The organism is Treponema sp. SP13, assembly GCF_050938355.1.
GTDB lineage: Bacteria > Spirochaetota > Spirochaetia > Treponematales > Treponemataceae > Treponema_D > Treponema_D socranskii.
Genome location: NZ_JADOVM010000001.1, coordinates 337,259 through 362,667, shown reverse-complemented (window position 1 = coordinate 362,667; position 25,409 = coordinate 337,259). Strand labels below are relative to the sequence as shown.

21 protein-coding genes and 1 tRNA gene are annotated in these 25,409 nt (G+C 48.5%); 12 read left to right on the top strand and 10 right to left on the bottom strand.

Annotated features, from left to right (window positions below; translation table 11 throughout):
• Nucleotides 1-89 precede the first annotated feature (89 nt).
• The 6 genes from IZU26_RS01640 to IZU26_RS01615 form a co-directional block, all read right to left on the bottom strand.
• Nucleotides 90-929, bottom strand: coding sequence for a carbohydrate ABC transporter permease (locus IZU26_RS01640; protein WP_021330112.1), 840 nt, complete (start codon nucleotides 927-929; stop codon nucleotides 90-92).
• Nucleotides 919-1,788: a carbohydrate ABC transporter permease gene (locus IZU26_RS01635; protein ID WP_433276257.1), complete on the bottom strand. Its 870-nt coding sequence runs from the start codon at nucleotides 1,786-1,788 to the stop codon at nucleotides 919-921. The genes IZU26_RS01640 and IZU26_RS01635 overlap by 11 nt, the downstream gene beginning before the upstream one ends.
• Before the next feature lie 55 nt (nucleotides 1,789-1,843).
• Nucleotides 1,844-2,671: a sugar phosphate isomerase/epimerase family protein gene (locus IZU26_RS01630; RefSeq protein WP_021330118.1), complete on the bottom strand. Its 828-nt coding sequence runs from the start codon at nucleotides 2,669-2,671 to the stop codon at nucleotides 1,844-1,846.
• A gap of 89 nt (nucleotides 2,672-2,760) precedes the next feature.
• Nucleotides 2,761-4,008 carry an extracellular solute-binding protein gene (locus IZU26_RS01625; RefSeq protein ID WP_021330129.1) on the bottom strand — a complete coding sequence of 416 codons (1,248 nt, stop codon included), beginning with the start codon at nucleotides 4,006-4,008 and terminating at the stop codon, nucleotides 2,761-2,763.
• A gap of 29 nt (nucleotides 4,009-4,037) precedes the next feature.
• A complete protein-coding gene (locus IZU26_RS01620; protein WP_433276255.1) occupies nucleotides 4,038-5,294 on the bottom strand; it encodes an extracellular solute-binding protein in 1,257 nt (418 codons plus the stop codon).
• 269 nt (nucleotides 5,295-5,563) lie between these two features.
• The gene (locus IZU26_RS01615; RefSeq protein ID WP_433276253.1) at nucleotides 5,564-6,352 is read right to left on the bottom strand and encodes a DeoR/GlpR family DNA-binding transcription regulator; all 789 of its coding nucleotides are present in this window, start codon (nucleotides 6,350-6,352) and stop codon (nucleotides 5,564-5,566) included.
• A gap of 219 nt (nucleotides 6,353-6,571) precedes the next feature.
• On the opposite strand from IZU26_RS01615, the gene IZU26_RS01610 reads away from it, so the two are divergent.
• The 4 genes from IZU26_RS01610 (at nucleotide 6,572) to IZU26_RS01595 (ending at nucleotide 12,611) form a co-directional block, all read left to right on the top strand.
• Complete coding sequence (locus tag IZU26_RS01610) at nucleotides 6,572-7,882, top strand: sn-glycerol-1-phosphate dehydrogenase (RefSeq protein WP_433276251.1); 1,311 nt, start codon at nucleotides 6,572-6,574, stop codon at nucleotides 7,880-7,882.
• An 83-nt stretch (nucleotides 7,883-7,965) separates the two neighbouring features.
• Nucleotides 7,966-9,303 (top strand): sn-glycerol-1-phosphate dehydrogenase, encoded by a 1,338-nt coding sequence (locus IZU26_RS01605; protein WP_433276249.1) that lies wholly within the window; start codon nucleotides 7,966-7,968, stop codon nucleotides 9,301-9,303.
• A 12-nt stretch (nucleotides 9,304-9,315) separates the two neighbouring features.
• Nucleotides 9,316-10,578 (top strand): alcohol dehydrogenase catalytic domain-containing protein, encoded by a 1,263-nt coding sequence (locus tag IZU26_RS01600; RefSeq protein WP_433276247.1) that lies wholly within the window; start codon nucleotides 9,316-9,318, stop codon nucleotides 10,576-10,578.
• Between the two features lie 110 nt (nucleotides 10,579-10,688).
• Nucleotides 10,689-12,611 carry a leucine-rich repeat protein gene (locus IZU26_RS01595; RefSeq protein ID WP_433276245.1) on the top strand — a complete coding sequence of 641 codons (1,923 nt, stop codon included), beginning with the start codon at nucleotides 10,689-10,691 and terminating at the stop codon, nucleotides 12,609-12,611.
• A 6-nt stretch (nucleotides 12,612-12,617) separates the two neighbouring features.
• Here IZU26_RS01595 and IZU26_RS01590 read toward each other — a convergent pair whose 3' ends face one another.
• A complete protein-coding gene (locus IZU26_RS01590) occupies nucleotides 12,618-13,538 on the bottom strand; it encodes a P83/100 family protein (RefSeq protein WP_433276243.1) in 921 nt (306 codons plus the stop codon).
• A 119-nt stretch (nucleotides 13,539-13,657) separates the two neighbouring features.
• On the opposite strand from IZU26_RS01590, the gene argH reads away from it, so the two are divergent.
• The 6 genes from argH (at nucleotide 13,658) to IZU26_RS01560 (ending at nucleotide 20,345) form a co-directional block, all read left to right on the top strand.
• A complete protein-coding gene (gene argH / locus IZU26_RS01585) occupies nucleotides 13,658-15,073 on the top strand; it encodes an argininosuccinate lyase (RefSeq protein WP_433276241.1) in 1,416 nt (471 codons plus the stop codon).
• Between the two features lie 28 nt (nucleotides 15,074-15,101).
• On the top strand, nucleotides 15,102-15,926 hold the full coding sequence (locus tag IZU26_RS01580; protein ID WP_021330134.1) for an amino acid ABC transporter substrate-binding protein: 825 nt from the start codon (nucleotides 15,102-15,104) through the stop codon (nucleotides 15,924-15,926).
• Nucleotides 15,927-16,595, top strand: coding sequence for an amino acid ABC transporter permease (locus IZU26_RS01575; protein ID WP_433276239.1), 669 nt, complete (start codon nucleotides 15,927-15,929; stop codon nucleotides 16,593-16,595).
• Nucleotides 16,596-16,800: 205 nt separating this feature from the next.
• Nucleotides 16,801-17,688 (top strand): hypothetical protein, encoded by an 888-nt coding sequence (locus IZU26_RS01570; protein WP_433276237.1) that lies wholly within the window; start codon nucleotides 16,801-16,803, stop codon nucleotides 17,686-17,688.
• Nucleotides 17,689-17,724: 36 nt separating this feature from the next.
• Nucleotides 17,725-18,774 (top strand): GNVR domain-containing protein, encoded by a 1,050-nt coding sequence (locus IZU26_RS01565; RefSeq protein WP_051169938.1) that lies wholly within the window; start codon nucleotides 17,725-17,727, stop codon nucleotides 18,772-18,774.
• A complete protein-coding gene (locus IZU26_RS01560) occupies nucleotides 18,771-20,345 on the top strand; it encodes an SLBB domain-containing protein (RefSeq protein WP_433276235.1) in 1,575 nt (524 codons plus the stop codon). Before IZU26_RS01565 ends, IZU26_RS01560 begins: the two co-directional genes overlap by 4 nt.
• 128 nt (nucleotides 20,346-20,473) lie before the next feature.
• On the opposite strand, the gene IZU26_RS01555 is transcribed toward IZU26_RS01560, so the two are convergent.
• Entirely contained in the window at nucleotides 20,474-21,742 is a 1,269-nt protein-coding gene (locus tag IZU26_RS01555) for a diaminopimelate decarboxylase family protein (protein ID WP_433276233.1), read from the bottom strand.
• A gap of 148 nt (nucleotides 21,743-21,890) precedes the next feature.
• Between IZU26_RS01555 and IZU26_RS01550 the strand changes: the two genes are divergently transcribed.
• Both IZU26_RS01550 and IZU26_RS01545 read left to right on the top strand, forming a co-directional pair.
• Nucleotides 21,891-21,963: transfer RNA gene (locus IZU26_RS01550), tRNA-Thr, on the top strand.
• Nucleotides 21,964-21,978: 15 nt separating this feature from the next.
• Nucleotides 21,979-23,259, top strand: coding sequence for a site-specific DNA-methyltransferase (locus IZU26_RS01545; RefSeq protein WP_433276231.1), 1,281 nt, complete (start codon nucleotides 21,979-21,981; stop codon nucleotides 23,257-23,259).
• A 60-nt stretch (nucleotides 23,260-23,319) separates the two neighbouring features.
• Here IZU26_RS01545 and feoB read toward each other — a convergent pair whose 3' ends face one another.
• A complete protein-coding gene (feoB, locus tag IZU26_RS01540; RefSeq protein WP_433276229.1) occupies nucleotides 23,320-25,170 on the bottom strand; it encodes a ferrous iron transporter B in 1,851 nt (616 codons plus the stop codon).
• Nucleotides 25,167-25,397: a FeoA family protein gene (locus IZU26_RS01535; RefSeq protein ID WP_433276227.1), complete on the bottom strand. Its 231-nt coding sequence runs from the start codon at nucleotides 25,395-25,397 to the stop codon at nucleotides 25,167-25,169. Before IZU26_RS01535 ends, feoB begins: the two co-directional genes overlap by 4 nt.
• Between the last annotated feature and the right edge of the window lie 12 nt (nucleotides 25,398-25,409).

The window sequence follows — 25,409 nt, the reverse complement described above, 5'->3', positions numbered from 1 at the left end:
ACAACCCCGACGCAGAGCGTCAGGGTATTGAACCCTCCACACGAATAAAATACCCGGGTACTTCCGAAAACTTCAGCTTCGGCAGTACCTTATCCTTTCAATCCCGACGACATAAATGCGTCTATAATATTTCTCTGCATGAATAGGTAAATGATGATGATCGGCAGCGATGCCAATGTCGCCGTCGCCATAAAAGGCCCCCAGTTGTTTCCCATTTCAAAATCGAGAAATTGCTGCAAACCTATGGCGAGGGTTTGTTTTTTTGATGACGTTAAAACGAGCAATGGCCAAAAATATTGATTCCAGCCGTCAATGCAGCACAATATGAACATCGATGAAATCGAACTTTTGCAGAGGGGGATGACAACCCTGGAAAAAATCCAAAATGAATTTGCGCCTTCTACTTTCGCCGCTTCATAAAATGCGACGGGGACGCCGCGAAAATGCTGATAGATAAAGAAAAACGCGGCGGCAGATGCGAGTGCGGGAACTACCACGGCCGTCATCGTATTTAATAAGCGGAATTTGCTTATGATGATATAGTTAGGTATCATCGTTACTTGGAAAGGAATGACCATCGTCGTTATTAAAATTAGGAATACCGCTTTATTGAATTTCGTTTTGTAATAGATAAGACCGAATGCAGCGAGTACGGAGACGGCGATCTGTCCGACGCCTATCCATGCGGTTGAAACAAGGGTATTGTGCAGCCATTCAAAAAAATCATATTCGAAGAAAACCGTCTTCATATTATTTAATGTCGGATATCTCGGAATAATGTGAATTTCATTTGTAAACAATTCATTCGGTAATTTAAATGCGGAACTGAACATCCACAATATGGGAAAGATATTGCAGATTACAAGAAACACCATAAATATGATTAAGCCAATGTGCCCGACCGTTAATTTTTTGTGTTCAGTTTTCATAATATCCGAATCCTCCCGCATATTTCATCATAAGACCGGTGATAATTAAAAAGAGAATCGAAGTGAATATGGCAGCTGCCGAAGCGAGGCCGATATTGAAAAAGTTAAAACCGAATACGTAAATCATGTGCGCCAAATTGGTCGACGCTTCATTCGGCCCGCCTTGAGTCAATATATTAATCGGGATAAAGGCTTTGTCGGTAGAATAATTGATGGCGGTGATGATATTGTAAATCGTCGTCGAACCGAGAAGCGGCCATTTGATTTTCCAAAAGATTGTCCACTGCGATGCGCCGTCTATCGTTGCGGCTTCAATGTATTCATCGCTTATCATCATCAAGCCCGCCGCGTACAAAATCAAATTGGAACCGAGTATCTTCCAGCCGGTGACCGTCACTATAGACGGTATCACAAAGCGAGTGTCCGTAAGCCAGCTTATTTTCGGAATTCCGCATTGCGCTAAAATATTGTTAAATACGCCGAAAGTCGGATTATACATCCACATCCATACGAGACATACGATGGAAAACGCTAAAACGGTCGGAATAAAAAGCATGGCGCGAAACGTCGATTGCAGTTTTTTATTTTTAATATAAGTGAGAAACAGCGCAAACAGCAGCGGGAATATTACAAAAAACGGAAACATTTCCGCGATGTAGATAAACGTATTGCCGAATGCTTTTGCAAAACTTTGATGCGTAAACATACGTGCGTAATTGTTGAGGCCGACAAAATGTTTTGCGCCGATAAAATTCCATTTTTCAAAACTGAGGAAAAAGCTGTAGATGATCGGCCACCATTTAAATAAGAGAAATACAAAGAGAGCGGGAAGAACATACAACAAAAAATATATATTCATTTTTATTTGTTGCCGCATTGCAGTCTTTGATTTTTTTTGTTTTGTCATACGAATTTTACTCTTTGAATAAAGCGCTGATGGCATCCATCTTTGCAAACGGATTTCCGTATTCACAAATTTCAAAAACAAATTGATCTTTGAAACCTCTATTGCGTATCATATCGTGCCATTTCGGCCAATCGATTATACCGTCGTCGGGAAGCCTGTGACTGTCGCTCTTTCCGTCATTATTATGTATATGGAATGTGATGAGGCGTTCCGGCTCTACCGTTTCGATTTCTTTTTGCATATCGTTGCTCGTAATTGTAACATGCCCGATATCGAGACAAAAATATAAATTCTTGATATCGCCGAATAACGCATGCTGATTTATCAATGTACAGAGCACTTCGTCATCTTTGTTTTTACCGCTCGGAATATTTTCGAGGGCAAGTTTTACGCCCTGCTTATGCGCATAATCCGCAAGTTCCGTTAATGCATCATGCAGATAAGGGATATCGGCTTTTGAGGCATTGTATTCCTTTCGGTCGCAGGCATGGATGACGGCGATAGGAATTTCAAATCGGCCGCAAAAATCGATAGAGGCTTTTTTTACGTTTATTCTATGCGCTCTTGCTTCTTCGATGCTGTCGAAAGGTCTGAACTTTCGGAACGGAGTATGAATGGAATGTACGCGGATATTGTATTCTTTTAATAAAGCGCGGACTTTATGTTCATCGGCTAAACTGCGCGGATCGACATGGTGCGATTCGTCTGCCCACAATTCTACGGAATTAAAACCGTGCGCTGCAACCGAATGCAGAGCGCTTTCCAGATCCCAGTTTTCAAACAGATATGTAGAAATGGCATATTCGTTTTTGTCACGGTAAAAATTATTACCCATAAATAGTTTCCTCGGTGTCTAAGGTTTTTTTTATAGACAAAAAGAGCTGTGTCGATAAAACGGCATACAGCTCTTTTTATTGTTTTGCTCTATAATAATTTATTGCAATCTTCTTCGAGTTTTTTTAATGAGGGTGCAACGGGTGCACCTTCCAGAATAATGGTATTCCTCGTATTGTAGTATAAACGTTCGATTTCCATCCCTGTGGCGCCGCCCGGCCAGTTCGGCCACATGATCATATTTGACGCTTGTTCATACGCTGCAGCCTGCAGCGGAGTTTTTTTAACATCGGCATTTGTAACGGAAAGATATCCCGTTTTCGTAAATATGTTCATGCTTTCTTTCGATACCGCGAAGTCAAGAAATTTCCATACGGCATTTCTTTTCGTTTTATCTTTTGTAAAGGAAATGATTGCCGCGCCTCCGGCTGCGAGTTTATTCGACTTCCCCGTAAAGGAAGGAAATTTTACACATCGCAAATCGAAATTTGCTTGAGCGGCGTATCCAGCACCTTTCATGCAGGATGTAGGACGCATGGCGATATTGCCGGCCGCAAAGTCGGATTCGAATTCCGCATCCGTTTCTATCGGAACAAGACCTTCTTTGTATAAGTTTTGCCACATCGTCAGCGCTTCTATAGCGCCGGCATTGGTGAAATTGACTTTTTTATCGTCACGCGTTTTGATGGTGCCGCCGGCGGAATAGATGAGATTGAAGTCCGGCCATGTATCGGGCATTTGAATTGCGATCGGATATTTTTTCGTTTTCGATTTTATGATTTTTCCGACTCGCATTACTTCATCCCATGTTGTCGGAATATCCGCTTCGGTCAACCCTGCGGCTTTAAATATATCCATGTTCACGAACATGACTATATTTGACAGGGCAAAAGGCATACCGACATGTTTTCCGTTAACGTTGGTCGTGTTATAGATTGATTTATTAAACCGAGATTCGACTTCAGCGAGAGCCGCAGCGCTCGGCGCCAAGTCTTTTAATTCTACAGGCTGTAATTCCGTCGTTATATAGTTGAGTAAGTTGTATCCGCCGACAAACATATCGGGCGGTTGATTTCCTGCGGCAAGATTTGCGACCAGTGACTGCAAGAGCGGCATATATTCGCCGGGCTTTGCAACGACGGTTATTTTGATGTCGGGATTTTTTTCTTCGAACGCTTTTACGACCTCATTGAGCCTGTCGCTGTGCCCTCCCGACCATCTGTGCCACAGCGTCAGCTGAATCGTGTTGCCGTTTGCGGCGGCATCCGGATTGCCGGTTGCGAACACGGCTGCAGATAATACTGATAAACATATCAGTACATTTAATAATTTTCTCATATAACAACTCCTTAAAAATATAATCGTATCTACCTTGCCAAGAGTTTATTGCATTCCGTTTCCAACGCTTTCAGCGTCGATTCAACCGGTGCATTTTGAAGCACGATCTTGTTGCGGGCGTTAAGATACAGCCGTTCGATTTCCATTCCTGCAGCCCCGCCCGGCCAGTTCGGCCATATCATTGCAAGCGGTTCTTGCTCGTAAGCGACTTCCTGATATTTTGTCTTTGCGACGACGTCTTTGGTAACGCAGAGGTACCCCGTCTTCGTAAAGATATCCATTCCTTCTTTTGATGCGACGAAATTCATAAATTGCCATACCGCATCTTTTTTTGTTTTATCTTTCGCAAACGTGATGACGGCCGCGCCTCCGGCTGCGAGTTTATTTGTTTTTCCCGCAAAGCTCGGCATTTTTGCCGTACGAAGATCGAAATTTGCCTGTGAAAGATATCCGTTGATTTTCATGATCGTTGTCGGACGCATCGCAAGGTTGCCCGCAGCAAAGCCGGATTCGCTTTCCGCGTCCGTTTCGACAGGAGAAAGACCCTCTTGGTAAAGAGTTTGCCACATCGTGAGCGCTTGTATTGCCCCCGTATTTGTTAAGTCGATGCGTTTGTTGTCTGCAGACTTGATCCGTCCTCCCGCAGAATAGATGAGGCTGCAGTCCGCCCATGTATCGGGAAGCTGGATGGCGATCGGCATTTTATCAGTTTTTGCTTTGATAATTTTTCCGACACGTATAACTTCATCCCATGTTGCGGGGATGTCGCGTTCGCTTAATCCCGCCGCTTTAAAAATATCCATGTTTACGTACAAGACGATATTTGAAAGCGCGAACGGCAGACCGATTTGTTTTCCATTGATATTCGTAATATCGTATACTGGTTTATCGAATCGCGCTCGCAGTTCCGAAAGAGCCGTTTCGTTCGGAGCCAAATTTTTCAATTCCGTCGGCTGTAATTCCGTTGCGATATAGTCGAGGAGATTATATCCTCCGATAAATAAATCGGGAGGCTGATTTCCGGCCGCTATATCCGCAACCATGGATTGCAAAAGCTGCATATATTCGCCGGGCTTTGCGATAATATCGATTTTAATGTTTTTATTTTTTGCCTCGAACGCTCGGACGACTTGTGCAAGATAGTCGCTGTTTGCGCCCGACCAGCGATGCCACAATGTCAGCTTAACCGGGCCGCTGTCTTGTTTCGAAACGTCCGATTCGCCCAGTGCAAATAATGCAGCGGAAAATACGAAAAACATGCATCCTAAAAGCACCGATTTTTTCATAATTGCCTCCTGGAAAATTGTAAAATATATTGCAAAGAAATTCGTAATTTTCGGACAAAAACAAGCTACGTACGAACATCCTCCTAATTAAGGAAAAAACGAATAAAAGTAGCTTATAAGGATTGCAGTAAAAATTATACCACAGAAAAATCACCTGTCAAGAAAATTCGAACAGATTTTTTATATAATTTCACAAAATTATGGGTTTCTTTAACAATAATTTACTTTTAATAATAACTATGAAAGCGTTACAGCGTAATTGCGTTATGTCAAAGAAAAGACGCTTTAATTACTTGAATTCCCGCATTTGTGAATTTTTCAACGTCCGTATTCGATATATCGGTATCGGTAATCAAAATATGTATGCTTGTTATTGGAGCGACACGGAACCGGGAAATTTTACCGATTTTGCTGCTGTCTGCAACTATGATAATGTTTCCCCGAGTGTGTTCAATCATCAATCGATTGATATAACTTTCCTGCTCGATCGGCGTCGTAAGACCGCAGTTGACGTCGATACCGTCTATTCCGATAAAGGATTTTGTCGCCCACACGTTGCCGACGCTTGTATTTGCGATTCCTCCTACCAATGTAAGCGATTCGGTGTTGTATATGCCGCCGGTAGAAATAACTTCGATATTTTCGGATATTTCGTCGAGGGGAATGCATGGATTATTTGTAATGATTTTTACGTGTTCTGCAGTGATAAACGGAAATATGCGCATCGTTGTTGTTCCGCTGTTTAAAAAAATCGTATCGTATGGTTGAATGTATGCGGCTGCGCTTCGCGCGATAGCTTGCTTTGCTTCGATATGCAGCATATTCTTTTGTGAAAAAAGCAGGGCGGTATTGTATCTGTTTGAAATGATTGTACCGCCGTGAGTTCGCTCTACCAATCCTTTGTTTTCCAAATATTCAAAGTCGCGTCTGATAGTCATTTCCGACACGTGTAATTTTTTGCTTATCTCTTTTGCCGATGCGATTTTACATTGCTGCAGCAATTGATAAACCGCATCGCGTCTTTTGGGTGTCGATTGCTCTTTTCCAGTTTTGTTCATTTTTCCCCTGAATTTCATTTATTGTGAAAATATATCGTCGATTATTATAGCATAAAGTATAAAAAAAGTGAATTAGTGTTAATAATATTCGTTGTTTTGTAATTTTTTATAAAAAATCTGTTTTAATTTGTTTGACAAAAAAAACTTCAATTTATATAATATCCGACGGTGAGCGTTTTATATTGGGATTACTCAGTGCCTTTTTAGGGAGAGGTATATATGATACGCAGCGAACTGCTGATGAAAAGCGGCGCGGTGAGGGAAGCAGCCGAAGCCTTCCATAAAAAATTTCCGGGTAAAAAGCCCTTAATCATAGAAGATACGAACACGCAAGCTCTTGCCGAAGATATCGTCGTTTCCCAGTTTGACGAATGCAGCAGTCATTGTTTCGATGCAAAAACGATATATGCGGACGATGAGCACGTTTCGGCTGTGCAGAGGGCGCTCGAAGAAAAGCCCGACGCTATCGCCGTTGCACTCGGAAGCGGTACGATCAACGATCTGTGCAAGAGGGCATCCTATGTTGCAGGGGAGCGGCCGTATATGTGCATCGCAACCGCACCGTCGGTAGACGGCTTTACGAGCAACGGTGCGGCCATCACCGACCGCGGATTAAAGATGACGCTTCCGTGTCCCGCTCCCGTTCTCGTTGTCGCAGATACGGATATTTTGTCGAACGCGCCGATCGATATGATCGCAGCAGGTTACGGCGATTTGGCGGCGAAAGTCCCTGCGGGCGCGGATTGGCTTATTGCAGATGCGCTCGGTATCGAAAAAATCGTTGAAAGCGTGTGGGATATGGTACAGCCCTCGCTTAAAGCCGCGATTTCCGAGCCGGCAAAACTTCGCGCTCGGGATCCAGCTGCCGCCGCGGCCGTTTTTACAGGGCTCATTCAAACCGGTTTTGCGATGCAGGAGTATTTCGATTCCCGTCCGGCAAGCGGCGCCGAGCATCTTATGAGCCACGTATGGGAAATGCGCGGCTCTTGTACCGTCGGCGGTAAAGAAGCTTCTCACGGTTTTAAAGTTGCGATCGGTACGCTGACGACTACCGCAATTATGGAAGAATTATTAAAATTATCGAAAAACGATGTGGAAAAAGCGGTTGCATCGTATACACCCGAAACGTGGGAAGAGCGGCAAAAATCGATCGCGCATTTTGTCCGAGAGCCGTCGGTGCGGGACAGACAAATCGAAATATGCCGGAAAAAGTTTTTGGAAGGGGATGCGCTCGCCGCGCGGCAATCTGCGATCGCGGCAAAGTGGGATGAGCTGCGGCAAAAAATCGAAGGGCAGATTATCCCGTTTGTAAAGCTGAAAGAGATGTTTCAAACGGCCGGCTGTCCGACCGAACCGAGTGATATTTGCCTGTCGAGCGAAAATCATCGGTACGGTATGCGCGTTGCTCAGATGATGCGGAACCGATATACTGTTGTCGATTTGCTGTACGAAACGGGACTGTTTGATGCGATGATCGAGCGCATTATCGATCCTGCAGGCACCTATTTCAGCACATGGAACAAAGCCTAATATGCTGCCGCAGCGTGCTGTTTTTAAGATGAGCTTGCCGTCCAGCACAGCGTCCCAATATTTTTTGCAAAGGATACGGCGATATGGAATTAAATAACGGCGGATCGTGCGGCTGCGGAAAAAAACACGTATGCGGCGTAAAAAAATTAATAATCGAAAAAGGTGCGCTTGCATCGCTTCCGTCATTGCTTTGTGAAGCCGGCGCCGAAAAGCCGTTTCTTATAATGGACGAAAATACGAAAAAAGCGGCGGGTGATACGGTTTCGGATATTTTGAAAAATGCCGGCATACCGTTTTCATCCTATGTATATGAAACGACCGAGCCGCTTGCGCCGACGGAGGAAACGTTCGGGCGCGTTATGATGTTTTGGGATCCGTCCTGCGATTGTATCGTCGCCGTCGGGAGCGGAGTCATCAACGACGTTTCAAAGCTCGTATCGCGCGTGAGCGGTCGTCCGTATATCCTCGTTTTGACGGCGCCGAGTATGGACGGCATGGTTTCTCCGACTTCATCGATGGACGTGCAGTCGCTCAAAGTATCGCTTCCGTCCGCTACGGTGCACTCCGTCGTTGCGGATATCGACGTTTTGGCACACGCTCCTCGGCGCATGATTTTGGCGGGATTCGGCGATATGCTTGCCAAATATATCAGTGTAACGGAATGGAAGCTTTCACACATCATCACCGGCGAATACTATTGCGAAAAAATTGCATCGCTTTTGCAAAGCGCACTGCAACAGGTATTCGATGCCGCCCCTCGTTTATTGTCGGGGGACGAAGAGGCGGTACGGACATTGACCGACGGACTCCTGCTTGCCGGCTGCGCGATGGCGTATGCGGGCGTTACGAGGCCTGCGAGCGGCATGGAACACTATATTTCACACGTCATCGATATGCGGCATCTCGTCTTCGGAACCCCTGCGGATTTGCACGGTATTCAAGCGGGCATCGGGACGCTGTATACGCTGAAATTGTATGAGGAAATCGAAAAGATCGATGCGATAGATATTGCAAAAGCCGAGCGGTATGTCGCCGCCTTCGATTACGATGAATGGAGCAAAACGCTGCGCGCCTTTGTCGGAAAATCCGCCGAGTCGATGATCGCGCTCGAAGCGAAAGAGCGCAAATACGATAAAGCCTCGCAAAAAGTACGCATGAAAAAGATTGCCGAAAAGTGGCCCGAATTGTGCAGTGTGATGAAAGAGATGCTTCCGCCTTCGCAGAAAATCGAAGATACTATGAAAGCGCTCGGCATGCCCCTGCGTCTTACGGAACTCGGTGTCGCACCGCACGATATTCCGACGCTTGTAAAATGTACGAAAGATATCCGCGACAAATACGTCGGAACGCGCCTGCTTTGGGATATCGGCGAACTTGACGACATACTGCAGAAGGTTTCGGAAAATTATTTTGATATATAAAGAGGTTTTAAAATGCTGGCAAAAGCGGTGCGCATACACGGTGCAAATGATTTACGTCTTGATACGTTTGAACTCCCTCCCATTAAAGACGATGAAATCCTTGTAAAAGTGGTTTCCGACAGTATATGCATGTCCAGCTATAAGTGCGCAGTACTCGGAACGAAACACAAGCGCATTCATCCCGACATCGCAGATCATCCGGCAATAATCGGGCATGAGTTTGCGGGCGATATCATAGAAGTCGGCTCAAAGTATACATCCCGCTTTAAACCCGGTATGAAGTTTACGATCCAGCCGGCGCTCAACTACAAGGGTGAAATGTGGTCTCCGGGATATTCCTATGAATTCTGCGGAGGCGATGCGACGTACTGTATTTTGCCGCACGAAGTCATGGACCTTGACTGCCTGCTCGAATATAACGGCGACGCATATTTCGAAGCGTCTCTTGCGGAACCGATGTCGTGCTGTATAGGCGCTTTTCACGCGAGCTTTCATACGCAGATGGGAGTATACGCCCACGAAATGGGAATCAAAAAAGGCGGAAAGCTCGCGCTGCTTGCTGCGGCAGGCCCCATGGGACTCGGCGCATTGATGTATGCCGTCCACTGCGACAGACGGCCGTCGCTTATTGTGCTTACCGATATCGATGAAAAACGCATAGCGCGCGCAAAGAAAATTTTCCCCGAATCCGAAATGAAAAAATTCGGTGTGCAAGTCGAAATAATCAATACAAACGACAGCCCGGATCCTGCAGGGCAGCTTAGACGGTACGCGCCTGAAGGCTTCGATGATGTGTTTTGTTTTGTTCCCGTAGCTTCCGTACTGTCGCTCGGTTCCGCCGTTTTGGGACGCGACGGTTGTTTGAATTTTTTCGCAGGCCCGACCGACAAACAATTTCATGCCGATATAAATTTTTATGACGTTCATTATAATGCAACGCACGTTATCGGGACGAGCGGCGGCAATGTAAGCGATATGATAGAATCGCTTCGCATGACGGAAGAAGGGACGCTCGAACCTGCGGTGATGGTTACACATATAGGCGGTCTTGAAAGCGTCGCAAAGACAACGCTTGAACTTCCGAAAATACAGGGCGGCAAAAAACTGATCTATACGCATCTCGATCTTCCTCTCACGGCGATCGAGGATTTCCGTTCTCTCGGAGAGAGCGATTCCCGTTTTTGCCGGCTTGCCGACATCGTAGACGCCCACAGAGGGCTGTGGAATGCGGAGGCGGAAAAGTATTTGCTTGCGAATTGGTGCGATGAACGATAAGCGATTTTAGCGGTAGCCGTAGAAAACAATTTCGGCGATAACGGTACGGATTCCTTCTGTCCGATCACATAATTTACAAGATCCGGTATTCGGGTTATTATATCGATAGTATGCGCACTGGTTTTCACAGAAGCGGATTGTTGCTTTCGGATGACCGTACTGCAGTTGTTTCGTTTGTTCCCGACGAAGGCGCCGAATCCGTCGATATTCCCGATTCCGTTACGGACATACCAGCCTCTCTTTTTTCCGGCTGCGCTTCGCTCAAACGGATAAAGCTTTCGACTTCTCTTCGCTCTCTTCCCGACCGGCTCTTTGAAGGCTGCTCTTCTCTTGAAAAAATTGTTATGCCGCCCGAAATCGATTCGATCGGCAGGGCTGCGTTTTCCGGCTGCTCGTCGTTGACATCGATTCCGTTCCGCGCCGGTCTCACGGAACTTTCGGAAGACGTCTTTTCATATTGTACGTCGCTTACATCGCTCGTCATTCCCGATACGGTAGAGCGGATCAAAAGCGGTGCTGCTGCAGACTGTACGAAACTTGCCGCCGTTGTATTGCCTTCTTCGCTCAAAACGCTCGAAGCGGGTGCTTTCGCCGGCTGTTCGTCGCTCCGCCATATCCGCATTTCGGAAGATAACGATGTTTTTTACGTCGATGAAAAGGACGGGTGCCTGTATCGCCGCGAAAAGGACGGTAGTTCGGTTATTGTTTTACGTCCCTGCGATTTTGAAAAGACGGCGGTAAAATTGATTAAAACCGATGAAGATGAAACGTCTTCCGACGAGCTTGAAAAGGAAGACCTTTCCGAAATCGATCGGTACGAAGCGGATGCACGCAAAGCGGCCAACGAAGCGGAATTGCGTGAAAACGAACGTGAAGGCGAAGCGTGCGGCGGCGAAAAAACCGGCGATACAACCGACGCGGCTTCCGATCTTGTCGAAGGGCAGGGGGACGATGCGGCCGTTGAAACCGATGCCGATGATTCGGATTTCGACGCGGAAAAAGGCGCCGTCTCCGATGCAAAAGAACCTGTTGCAACATTATCGAAAAAAAACGATAATTCCGATACTGCGGAAAATCGGCCGGACGATATATTTGAGGGAGATGTCCGTGCCCCGCTCGATAAAGTCGAATCGGAGGAGCCCGCTGAAAAAAAGCGGCATGAAACGTCCGAAGAAGCGGTCTGTGCGCCGGATGCGATCGAAGCGGAAGCGCAGGATGCTGCGGAGCCGGATGCGGAAAGCGGCGGCGAAAAACGAGAATATGAAATTATTAATTTTGACGGCGAAGCGATACCGGATGAAATCGAAATCTGTAAATTTAATAATAGAGAATCAAGCGATATAATGGAGAAAAAGACGATGCCGAATATCAATCAAGCAAGTGTCGATGAGATTTTTAAAAAAGCTTCCGAAGTAAAATCGGAAAACGTGCAGACGGCGGACGACGGATTTAAGCCTATTTCGCAGGACGAGCTCAATATGCTGGTTACGGAAAGCGATATCCTGCGGCAAAATACGCCGACTGATATAACGGTTTCGGCGAGCGCGCAGGAACACGACTCTGTTCCTTCGGGCGATTCGCTTTTGAAACGCATTGCCGGCGCGGCAAAAAAATACGAATGCGTCAGCCTTGCGAATGCGGGCGGTAAAAGCGATTGGAACGACAGTCTGTACGTGTTTGCCGAGGGGCTGGTGCTGGACGCTTCCGGCGGCGGGCATTTTTCGAAAGCGCTTAAAAACTGCTGCCGGAGAATTGCGGCGATTCACAAGTATTCGAAGATTTTTATGTATTACGGCCTTCCCTTCGGCGACGATGAGTTCGCGCATCTGTTTACGGGCTTTATCGCCGAGCGCAACACGGTATACGCGTGCAGCGCTTCGAAGATGTCACTGCTTTCCGAAGATGCGAAGCGCTTTGCATCGCTTGCGGGAATCAGTCTTGAGCGGGATCAAATCGAATGCACGAACGAGCGCGCGGGGAATCCCGAAACGAAGCTCATCAAAATAATGCTGCAGGACGATTATTCGGCGTAAGGTTCGTCAATTTTTCGCCATGTCTACGGCAACCCGCACGAGCAGTATAATGAGCAAAAGCGCGGCAAGGCACAAAGCACCGAAGAGAATTTTATAATTTGCCGGCACGGTTTTAAATTGCAGCGCTTCGTTTTCAAGCGTATTCCGGATCGCATCCGCCGCAGTTTTATCGGCGTCGTTTTGCGCCGCGCCTTTGCCTGCGCTCTCTTTTTTATTTTGTGCCGCCTCTTTTTCGGTCTCGCTGTTTTTTTGTGCGGCTTTGTTTTTCGAATCTATTTTTGCGCTTTGCTTTTTGCCGTCTTTTGCCGCCGCCTGTATATCGTGCATTTTTTCAGGCGCAAAGGGGATGACGATGCGCGCATGTCCCGCCCAATTTTTGTATGAGTCGGCAAGACCGATAACCGCCGTTTCATCGGAAAAAGATTCGAGTATGCGTGCGTTGAAATGCTTTGTAAAATAATTTCGATCGTCGTAACGATTCGTATTCCACCAACACACTTTTTGCGCGAGAGTATCCGCTTGTTCCAGAGGCAAACCGTGTGCTGTTTCTATGTAGCCGGAGACGATAAAGGCGAGCGCTTTGATCGTTCCGACTTTCGCGTTCGGCGCGATATAGATGATGTCGGCTCCCGGAAGCGAGTCCGACGAAGGTACGCGGAGCGCGCGGTATTTTTTTGAAGGAGCGCCCGATGCGTAGAGCTCTCCGTCTTTATGCTGCGCATCCTGCCGTTTAATGCTTCCGCCGAGTCTGCGCCCCATATCGCGTATCTGCTTTGCGGTATTGAATTCGTTTTTCGGCACGGGGGACATATCTTCGATATAGTCCACGCGCGTTGCCGTATCGAGAAGCGCCGTATCGATTTGTACGGCAAAGAGAGAGCCTGCCGAAATCAGCGCCGAAACGATGACGAATAATTTTCTTAACATAACGCACTCCCGTAAAAAGTCAACGAACAAGTCGACTTTGCCTGTGAATTTGCGATTCGTACTCATACAGTATACAAATCATTGTAAAAATAAACAATGTAGTGTATACTGTCCGAACTATGGATACGCACGGTACGATGACCGGAGACAATCACACCGCTTTGTGGCACGGTCGTTTTTCCGAAGGGCCGGACGCAGCGGCAGTCGCGTTTGAAACTTCAATTCACGTCGATGAGCGCATGGCTCGCGATGATATTTTCGGAAGTAAAGCACACGCGGAAATGCTCGCGCGTACGGGCATCATTTCGCGCCGAGAAGCCGATGCGATCATCGGAGCGCTCGACGCTATCGATGCCGATATGGCATCGGGTAAGCTTTCCGTCGACGCTTCCGCTGAAGATATCCACTCGTTTATAGAAGCCGCGCTTACCGACAGGATCGGAGAGACCGGCAAAAAAGTGCATACGGGCAGAAGCCGAAACGACCAGATCGCCCTCGACGAAAGGCTGTATCTCAGGCGGATGATTCCCGAACTGCAAAAAAGCATCGCACATCTCATCGAAACGCTTGCCGTTCTCGCCGAGCGCCACACGCAATCGATTATGCCGGGCTTTACGCATATGCAGCACGCTCAGCCGGTGACGCTCGCTCATCATCTGTGCGCGTGGGCGTGGAGTTTTACGCGCGATTGGGAACGGCTTTCCGATGCGCTTAAACGCATTTCGCGCTCACCGATAGGAGCCGGAGCCCTCGCCGGAACGACCCTTCCGCTCGACAGAAAACTCGAAGCGGAACTGCTTGGCTTTGACGGCGTGACGCCAAATTCGCTCGACACAGTTTCCGACCGCGACTACTGCATCGAATTCGCATCGTGCTTTGCGCTTTTGCAAATGCACCTTTCGCGCGCCGCCGAAGAGGTCGTGCTGTGGTCTACGTCGGAATTTTCGTTTATCGAATTGAGCGAAACGTGGTCGACCGGCAGTTCGATCATGCCGCAGAAAAAAAATCCCGACTTTGCCGAACTCATCCGCGGGCGGACGGGCAGGGTATACGGCGATCTCGTAGCTCTTTTGACGATGATGAAAGCGCTGCCGCTTGCGTATAACCGCGATATGCAGGAAGACAAAGAAAGCCTTTTCGACGCATTCGATACGGTGAGCGCCTGCGTGTCGGTTTTTACGGATATGATCGCCTCAGCATCGTGGAATACGCAGCGCATGGAAAGCTCCTGCGAAGACGGCTATCTCAATGCGACCGATGTCGCCGACTACCTCGTGCGAAAGGACATTCCGTTCCGCACGGCGCACGGTATTGCGGCAAAAGCGGTGCGCATCGCCATCGAAAAAGAATGCAAACTCGAAGAACTTCCGATCGAAGATTTTAAAGCCTGTTCGGATCATATCGAGGACGATATCTACCCGCTCATCGATTCGAAGTCCTGCGTCGCCTCGCGAAAAACCGAGGGAGGGCCTGCAGCCGAGCGAGTCGCAGAGCAGATACATGCGCTGAAAGATTTCGCCGAAGAACGGCTCTGATTATTAATTTATTTACAGGAGATAATAAATGAAAAAAACGATAAGGGTATTTTTAGCTTCGCTTTTCGCGCTCTGTCTCGCGGCGGCAAGCGCCGGCTGCAAAAAACGGGATGCTGCTTCCGCCCGCGATACTTCGCTTGACGACCTCATCTCGCGCGGCGTATTTGTGCTCGGACTCGACGATTCGTTCCCTCCGCTCGGCTTTCGTGCTTCCGACGGCGAAATCGTCGGTTACGATATCGATTTGGCAAAAGAAGTTGCGAAGCGGCTCGGCGTCGAATTTAAAGCGCAGCCCATCGATTGGGGTGCGAAAGAGATGGAGCTGAACACCGGTAAAATCGACTGCATTTGGAACGGCTTTACGATGACGAAAGAGCGGGAAGAAGCGCTCGTGTTTACGAAGCCCTATTTGAAAAACGCGCAAGTGCTTGTCGTGCGAAACGACAGCGGCATTGCGTCTTTGAAAGACATGGCGGGAAAAACAATCGCACTGCAAAGCGGTTCGAGCGCGCAGGAAGCCGTCGATGCCAATGCGGAATTTTCGCGTTCGCTCAAAGAACAGGTACTCTTAAAAGACAACGTTACCGCTCTCAACGACCTTGAAATCCGCGGCGTCGACGGCGTTGTCATGGACAGCGTTGTCGCAAACTACAGTATCTCCGCGACGGGAAAGCCCTTTATCGTCATCGACGAAGCGCTGTCCTATGAAAACTACGGTATCGCGTTCCGCAAGGGAAACGCTGCCCTGCGCGACAAAGTACAGAGCATATTGGAAGATATGCAAAGAGACGGAACGGTTACCGCCGTTTCGGTAAAGTGGTTCGGACGCGATATTTCGGTGATCGGCAAATAGATGGCAAAGATGCTGCAGGCGATGCTGCGCGGAAGCGCAACGTCGCTCGAAGTGTTTTTTTTGACGCTGCTCTTTTCGCTTCCGCTCGCGCTTTCGTTTTGTGCGGGGCGCATGGCGAAAAATCGAATACTTTCCGGATCGATGAAAGCCTTTTTGCTCGTCATACGCGGCACTCCTCTCATGCTGCAGCTGCTCGTCGTATACTTCGGCCCGAGTCTTCTGTGCCTTTGGCTCAACAACAATTTCGGTACCGATTTTCGTGTCGCGTGGCCGCGCTTTTTCGCCGCTCTCGTTGCGCTCATCGTAAACTACGCGGCGTACTTTGCGGAGATTTATCGCGGTGGTATCGAATCGATTCCCGAAGGACAATACGAAGCTGCGAAAGTGCTCGGCTATACGAAGCGACAAACTTTTTTGTATATCGTCTTGCCGCAAGTTGTTAAGCGCATCATGCCCGCGATGGGCAACGAAGCGATAACCCTCGTCAAAGATACGGCACTCATCCAAGTTATCGGCGTATCCGAACTTTTGCGCGTCGCACAGGAAACGCAAAGCCGCCTCTTTTCGTTTATGCCGCTCTTCGTCGCGGGTGTCTTTTACCTTGCGATGAATTGGGGTGTCGAAATCGTGTTTGCACGCATCGAAGCGAAACTCTCCTACTATCGCTAAGGAAGGATGCCGTTTTCGCCGCCTCCTTTTTCGGTATCGACACGAACCTGCACTTTGTATTTAAAGGATTGATTTTGATCGCGGCGGTCGCCCTCGATTCGATTAAATACTTAAAACGCAAGTGACCGCTTGTTATCGCGCTTGTTTTTCACTATGGTATATATATCGAGTGCAAAAACAGGAGCACCGTACCGATAAGTGAGTAATGATAAATATGCGATTAATAAAAACTCTATTTTTATTGAGCGCCGCGGTGTGCGCGTTTTTGACGACATCCTGTGCTTCGACGAAAACCGAAAACGCGTACCTGCTGACCGATGAAGATTTTATGAGCCGAATCGATACGGCAGAGGAAGCCGCCGACGATTCCTATATTTTTTTGCGTTTTTACGATCCGCAGCTTATCTCTCCGTTTTACGTATCGAATATTCTTAAAAACGGCATCGCAAAAGTAGACGTAAACCCGCTTACGGCAAGTCACGTGAGCATCGGTTTCGACTTGCGCGACGATTTTTTCGGCCTTACGCTGATGGCTCGACCCCAGCTGGACAGGGAACACTGCAGCGATACGAAAGCAAATAACTATACGAAGCAGTGCGATGCTGCATCGTCAAAGCAAATGCTGTATGCGATCAAAGCAACCGGTGAAGAACGCAAAAAAGCGATCCGTGTTCTTATGGAAAATAAGAATGTGCGCTACGATGTCGATAAAAATTTTAAAATCGCCAACCGCGCTGTAAAGCGGAAATTATTTACGGCGGAAAACGACAGACCTATGGATAAATTTTATGCATCGAAAAAAGACATAGAAGCTGTAAACGATGCGGAAAATAAAAAAATGCAAAAAAAATTTGTGTGCTCGACTTTTGTCGCATACGTTCTATACAATTCCGTGCAAAGCGTGCGGGATTTTTTTAATAAAAATCACATCGATTATCGTTATCTTATGGTGAGCGATATCGTGTGCATTCCGGGCGTGGAGGAGTTGTTCGATTCGACATGGGAAAATTACAATGGGGCGGCTCGAGTATTTGCTGCGGAGCATGAAGAATTTCGGCGATACTTGCCGGAAGAAGATACGCTTTTCCCTTAGGTTGTAAAGCCGCATATTTTCATATATAATACTCCTATGGAAAGTGTATCGGATATCAAAAATACATCGCCGTCTTCGTCGGACGAAGAGATTTCACTTATCGATCTGTTTGCCGTTTTGCTTCGGCATAAAAAACTTATCATTCTAATGACGTCCGCCGCTGCTGCCGCTGTTCTTTTATTTTCCGTGATATCGCTTATGCTGCCGCCTGAAAAATCGCCGCTTCCGAACGAATACACGCCGCGTGCGCTTATGCTGATAAACGATTCGTCGTCTTCCGGCGGTTCCCTTTCGTCGATGTTGAACTCAAGCGGGTTGAGCAGTCTTATGGGGCTTTCGGGTCTTTCAAAAAGAGGCGCGACATACAGTGCGCTCGCCGTTTACATTGCGGAGACAAATACTTATCTCGATGCGATTATCGATAAGTTCGATCTCACGACACGCTATAAGATAAAAGATTCCCCGAAAACCGAAACACGTAAAGTTTTGCAGAAAAATTTAAGCGCTTCTTTTGACGATAAATCCGGTGTTTTTTCGCTTGCATTTACGGATACCGATCCTGTCTTCGCACAATCCGTCATAAATTTTGCGGCGGACTATATGGAAACCGTTTTTGCAGAACTCGGTATCGATAAAAACAAACTTGCGAAAAAGAACCTCGAAGAAAATATCGATGCGAGTTATAAACAAATTCTTTCATTATCGAAGCAGATCCGTGAAAACGAAAATACCGCCGCATATCGTTACAATCCGAACGGTTCTCCCATTGTGGAAAACGCAATACTCGTTTTGGAATTGGAAGCGCAGGAACAGGTGTACAAGCAGCTTAAAACGCAATACGAACTTTTAAAAGTGGAAATGGCGAGCGAAACACCGGTATTTCAAATCTTGGAACATGCGGAAGTGCCCGACAGAAAATCGGCGCCGTCGCGCGGTATGCTGTGCATCATCGCAACTTTCGCGGCGTTTTTTATGTCGGTGTTTATCGCATTTGCGTTAAATGCGATAGAAAACATCAAGCGCGATCCCGAAGCGATGAAAAAGCTTTCCGTCGCATCACATCAAAATCGGAAACGGCATCTATGAAAAAATATTTGTACGGCATCGTCTTTTTCTCTTTAGCGATATCTTTTTTTCCGCTTGCAAGCTGCGGCGCGCTTTTTGCGCAGACGGCGAACGCCGGTCGATACGGTACGACCGGCAGACTGTCTAAAACCGATCCATCTTCCGATACGGTGTCGACTGCGGATAAGATAAACGAACGGGAAACGGAGGAAAAAGAAAATGCGCTTGTTCCGACGCCGCAGCTTGCGATGTCTTCTGCCGATTATCGCGTAACGGCGGGCGATATCTATACGCTTGCATTTGCGGTCAACGGAACTATCGTCAGTTATATCATACCGGTAGATACGTCGTATCGGATCCGCGTTGCAAATATTACGACGATCAACGCGGCGGGCAATACGTTTTTACGCCTCAAACAGCGCGTAGAAGAAATCGTTATGCAAAACTATCCCATGAGCGGTGTTCAGTTTGCGCTTACGACGCCTGCCGTTTTTAAAGTCGTCATCGACGGAGAAGTAAAGGAAACGACGATTAAGCAGGCGTGGGCGCTCTCTCGGCTTTCGGATGTTATTGTGGGGACGCTGACCGATTACGCGTCGACGCGCGATATCGTCGTTACAGGCGAAAGCGGGAAAAAAAATACGTACGATATTTTTCAAGCGGTGCGTTTCGGCGATCTGTCGCAGGATCCCTATGTGCGTCCGGGCGATCGAATCACCGTCGGACGCATGACGCGAAAAGTGACGATAAACGGAGCCGTCGAACGACCCGGAACCTATGAACTGCTTGCGGGAGAAAACCTCCGGCGGCTTGTCGATTATTACGGCGGCGGCTTTGCGGATCGTGCGGATACGAACCGCATGGAATTGATACGTACATCGGGCAAAGACGATCCTACGGGGGAAATACTGTACTTGAATAACGCCGCCGTCGCATCCGACTATCCGCTTTTGTGTTACGATACGGTACGTGTTCCGACGTATGCGGAGATAAAGCCGGTTATGTTTATCGAGGGTGCGCTTTCTTCTGCAACCGGTACGGCGCTCGATGCCGCAACACGGTTTACAGTCGTGTTTGATACGGGCGAAAATTATGCTACGCTCGTGCGGCGCAATAAAACGCGTTTTTCATCGACGGCGGATATTGAAAACGCATACATCCTTCGCAAAGGGAAACCGATTCCGATCGATATCAATAAGATGTTGTACGACGCCATGTATTACAGTAAAGAAACGGTACAGCCTTACGATACGCTGATTATACCGTTTCGGCAGTATTTCGTTTCCGTTGCCGGTGCTGTGAAAAATCCCGGTAGGTATCCGTACATCCCCGACCGCACGTGGGAATACTATATCGGTCTTGCAGGCGGTTTTGTTAATGAAAAAAATACGCGCGAGGTTGTGAAAATCCGCGACATAAACGGAAAAAAACTGCGAAAAACCGATCCGATTACGCCGGAAACGACGATAACGGCATCTGCAAATTCGTTTACATATTATTTCGGATTGTATGCGCCCGTTATAACGACCGTTCTTTCCGCCGTTTCGACGACGGTGACGATTATTATTGCAACACAAAACGCTTCAAAATAGCGCATCTCGTTCGAATATCCGCAATAAGTTTCGGCGGTACTTGCCGGAAGACGAGTGCTTGCCTTGAGTTACGGATATTTCGGGTACGTCGATTATTAATTTTCGTCCGCGCTGTGTAAAATCTTTTGCTATCTGAAATCTTTTACGCCGTTCAAATCGAGCGTCGCAAAATAGTCGGCAATCGTTTCACGACGCCTGATTTCTTTAAACGAACCGTCGCTTCTCATGAGCACTTCGCCCGCTCTGAGCTTTCCGTTGTAATTGAATCCCATCGCCCTTCCGTGCGCGCCCGCATCGTGAATTATTAAAATATCGCCGATATCGATTTTCGGCAGGCTTCGCCGGACTGCGAATTTATCGCAGTTTTCACACAGAGATCCGACGACGTCGTATACCCGGTCTTTTACCGCGCTTTCTTTTCCGCTGACGGTCACTTCGTGATAGGCGCCGTACATGCCGGGCCGCATTAAGTCGGCCATACATGCGTCGACTCCGATATAGTCGCGGTAGATGTGTTTTTCGTGGATCGCCGTCGCAATAAGCCAGCCGTAGGGGCCGGTGACGGGTCTGCCGCATTCCCAATAGATACCCATGGGATCGAGGTCGTTTTTAATAATTTTTTCGTCGTAGATTTTTTTGATGCCGCGCGCTACATAACCGAGATCGACCGCTTTTTGTTCCGGCTTATACGGGATACCGACGCCGCCGCCCAAATCGACGAATTCGATTTTTATGCCGAGCCTTTGTTTTATTTCGACACAGAGATCGAAGAGGATATCCGCCGTGTCGATAAAAAAATCGGGATTGAGTTCGTTCGAAGCGACCATCGTATGGAGTCCGAATCGTTCGACGCCTTCTTTTTTGCAGCGCGCATAGGCTTCGAAAAGCTGTTCGCGCGTCAGGCCGTATTTCGCTTCTTCGGGTTTTCCGATAATCGCGTTGCCGCCTTGCTTGAGCGGGCCGGGATTGTAGCGAAAACAGAGCAGCTTCGGTAATTTGCCGCCGAGCACATTTTTTAAAAAATCGATGTGCGTGATGTCGTCCAAATTGATGAGGTTTCCGTGTTCGTACGCGTATTGAAATTCGGGAGCGGGCGTTTCGTTCGACGTAAATATGACGCTCTCCCCTTCGATGCCCGCCAAATCGGAGAGCACGAGTTCGGGTAAGCTCGAACAGTCGGCGCCGCATCCTTCTTCCGCGAGGATCTTAAGCATATAGGGATTCGGCATCGCTTTTACGGCGAAGTGTTCGCGGAACTTCGGAAAGACGGAAAAGGACTCGGTAAAGCGGCGCATGTTTTCGCGGATCGCCCTTTCATCGTAAAGGTAAAAGGGCGTCGGAAATCTTTTTATTAATTTTAAAAGCTCATCGTGCTTGAGCGGAAAATCGGAACTCATATATCACCTATGTCATCATGAATCGATTCACTATAGCATATTCGAAACGCCGGAATCAACGGGCGGAAAATACGGGGCCTGTGCCGCCGTAAGCGCCGCACAGCATATTGCCATAATTCGGTAATTATGCTATAGTTCGCACGTATTTGCCAACTTAGCTCATCCGGTAGAGCATCGCATTCGTAATGCGGCGGTGATCGGTTCAAGTCCGGTAGTTGGCTTTTTTCTTTATGCCTATGGATCAGCGATGCGGTCTTTTATGGATCGACGTCCCCGAACGCGCGGACGGCACGGATGCGGATCTCTATTCGCTCGTACCCGTGCCTGAAAAAGCGATTTCCGAAAATGCCGATAAAGGCGCAGCTTCGTCGTCGCAAAGCGCACACATCTTTATCGAAGGCGATAACTATCCCGTTTTGAAATGTTTATGCAAATCTCGGCGCAATGCAATCGACGCGATATATATCGATCCGCCGTACAACACGGGTTCCGATATTACTTACAATGACAGCCGTTTTTTACGCCGCCTTCCCGACGGCTCGCTCATTTCCAAAAACGATTCCGCCCGCCATTCCGCTTGGCTTTCGTTTATGTCCCGCCGTCTCGAACTTGCGAAGGAACTTTTGTGCGAGCGCGGCTGCATTTTTATTTCGATAGGCGATGAAGAATACGCGCGCTTGCGCCTGCTCGGCGATGCGGTTTTCGGCGAAGAAAATTACGTAAACGATTTTATGTATGTCCACGGAAAAGGGAAAAAAGATTCGTGGTCGCGCACGGTAACGCAGCACACGCTCTGCTTTGCAAAATGCAAGCGTTCTCTTCCTCCGTTCGAAGCCTCGGAAACGGCGGATTGGGCGCATTCCAACGCGGACGGCGACCTTCGCGGTCCGTGGTTTTCGGGCAGCATTTCGTTTACCGAGTCGCGATCGAATCCGAAGCACGTCAATTATTTTTCCATTACGTCTCCTTCTGGCAAAACCTGGACGCGCCAATGGCTGTGCGGTAAAGACGAAATGGAAAGTCTGATCCGCGACGGCCGCATCTACTGGGGAAGAGGCGGAAACGGCGTGCCGCGCAAAAAGATTTTCAACGGAGAAAAAAACCGCGTTATTCCGAAAAATATCATCGCTTGCGTCGACTCGACGCGGGAAGCGCAACGTTATCTCGACGATCTCCTCGGAGTTAAAAACGCTTTCGTCAATCCGAAACCCGTAAACCTCATCGAATACCTGCTTGAAATGATGAGCCTTCCGCGCGATGCGGTCGTCCTCGATTTTTTTGCAGGGAGCGGTACGACGCTTGAAGCGGTGCTGCGCCTTAACAAAAAACACGGCGTCTCTTTTCGCTGCATCGCCGTTCAATCGGCGGAAAAAGCCGCCTGCGCCGAATTCGATACGATCGCCGACATCGCCTACGAACGCATAAGGCGCGTCATGTGCGGATATACCGACGGACGCGGCAACCGCGTTGCCGCTTTGGGCGGAGAACTCGAATATTACAGGCTTTTTAATGCGTAAGTGATAATGGGCTAAACTTGTAATTGCCGTGCATTCGGTCTAATTGCCCATTATCAATTATTACATCACCAAAACCGCGATGTGATACACGATGAACGACAGGATGAGCGCGCTTGCGATATAATAGAATGCGATCGATGCCGTCCATTTGAGCGAATGCGTTTCGCGATATGTCGCCGTAACGGCCATGAGGCAGGGCACGTTGAACGAAACGGCGAACATAAAGGCGAGCGCTTCCGCTTTTGAAATCGCCTCGGGCAAAACGGATGCGAGGTTTCCGCTCGAAGCGCCTGCGGTTTTCGACAAAAAAGTCGCCGTCATAACATCGCCCGTTCCGACATAGAGCGAATTCAATACTCCGAGCACCGCTTCTTTTGAAACGGCGGACGCGAGAAAGGCGATAAAAGTCTGCCAGCCCAATCCGAAAAAGCGCGTAACCGGTTCGATGTACGTGCCGAATCGATAGATGATACTGTTTTCCGCGCGTCCCGTCGATGAAAACGACAGCGCCCAAAAAATTACCGAAATCAAAAATATAACGCGGAGCGCACGCTTAAAGATGTCCCACGATTTTGCAAACGACGTATAGAGCACGTTTGCCCACCTGGGCCGGTGGTACGGCGGAAGTTCCATGAGCATGCCGGTACGCTCTGCGGCGGGCGAAAGCTTGTTGCCGAAAATCTTTGCTGTGATGAATATCATAAAAAACATATACGTATAGATACCGAGCATGACGAGGATGCCGTACGCGCCGAAAAAAATCGTCGCGAGTGTCGGCATGACGGTAGCGATGGCGGCGCAGGGTACCGCCCACGTGAGCATAATCGTCAGTATGCGCTGTCCCCAATTGTCGATGACGCGCGCGCCTGCGGCTCCTCCGATCGTGCAGCCCAAACCCATCAGCATGGGGCAAATGCTTTTTCCCTGCAGCCCGAGCTTCGTCATCGTTCCGTCGAAAGCGTAGGAAATGCGCGCCAAAAATCCGGTTTCTTCGAGCGCCGTAAACGTAAACGTTACGCCGACGACAAAGCCCGCCATCGCGGCGGCAAAGTACACGACGTTCGGGATCAAATCGGCAGCGAGCGATTCCAAAAAAGGAGCTGCGTGTCCGGCCTGCATGAGGCGATGGAGAAGGGGAGATGCGAGACGAGGAATAAACGATCCGAGTCCCATGAGCGGCATGGCTATAATCATCGACGCGACGAAAGCGAGCAGCATGATAGCGACGGAAAACGGCTTTCCCCAGCGGCGGCTCGTAAAGATGCGGTCGGCTTTTGAAAGCGTTGCGCGCTTTTTTTCGCCCGAGACGACGCCGTCGAGCAGCGCTTCGATCCATTGAAAGCGGACGTTCGCAAGTTCCATTTCGCTTTTTGCACCGCCGCACAGGGCATCGAGTTTTTCCGTATCGATTTTTTTCGGATTATTAAATTCGTTTCGGAGGATACCTTTCAGTTCGGGATATTTTTTTCTGTCGGCGGCGACAAAGGGAACGACGGTGATGCCGAGCCGTTTTGAAAGGAGTGCCGTGTCGATCGATTTTCCCTGCAGTTTTGCGACATCCATCATATTGAGAATTAAAACGGCCGGCACGCGCATCGGTGCGAAGTCGGCGAGCATGTAGAGATTTCGCCTGAGCTGCGAGGCGTCGGCGAGTATGCAGACGATGTCGGCTTTACCGGATGCGATGTAGGCGCGCGTGATCTCCTCTTCCTGTGAACCCGCCGAAAGGGAATAGCTTCCCGGAAGATCGGCGACGATGTATCGCTCTCCGTCGATAGTGAAATAGCCTTCTTTTTGTTCTACCGTTTTTCCGGGCCAGTTGCCGACGTGCTGGTGCGAGCCCGTAAGCCCGTTATACAGCGTGGATTTTCCCGAGTTCGGTTGTCCGAGCAATGCGATTGTCTTTGTCATAATCGGTTCTCCGCTTCTACGAAAATTTTATCGAGATCGCCGCAGCTGATCGCAATCAGAGTGTCGCGCGCTTCGACGAGTATGGGCTGTTTTTTTTCGTGCCTCACGACGGCGAGCGGACAGCCGACCGTAAGCCCCATCGACGTAACCCTTCCGATAAAATGCGCATCTCCTGCGATATCGGTTATCGTTCCAGAAAATCCTTCCCGCGTTTCGCTCAGCGACATAACACCTCCTGC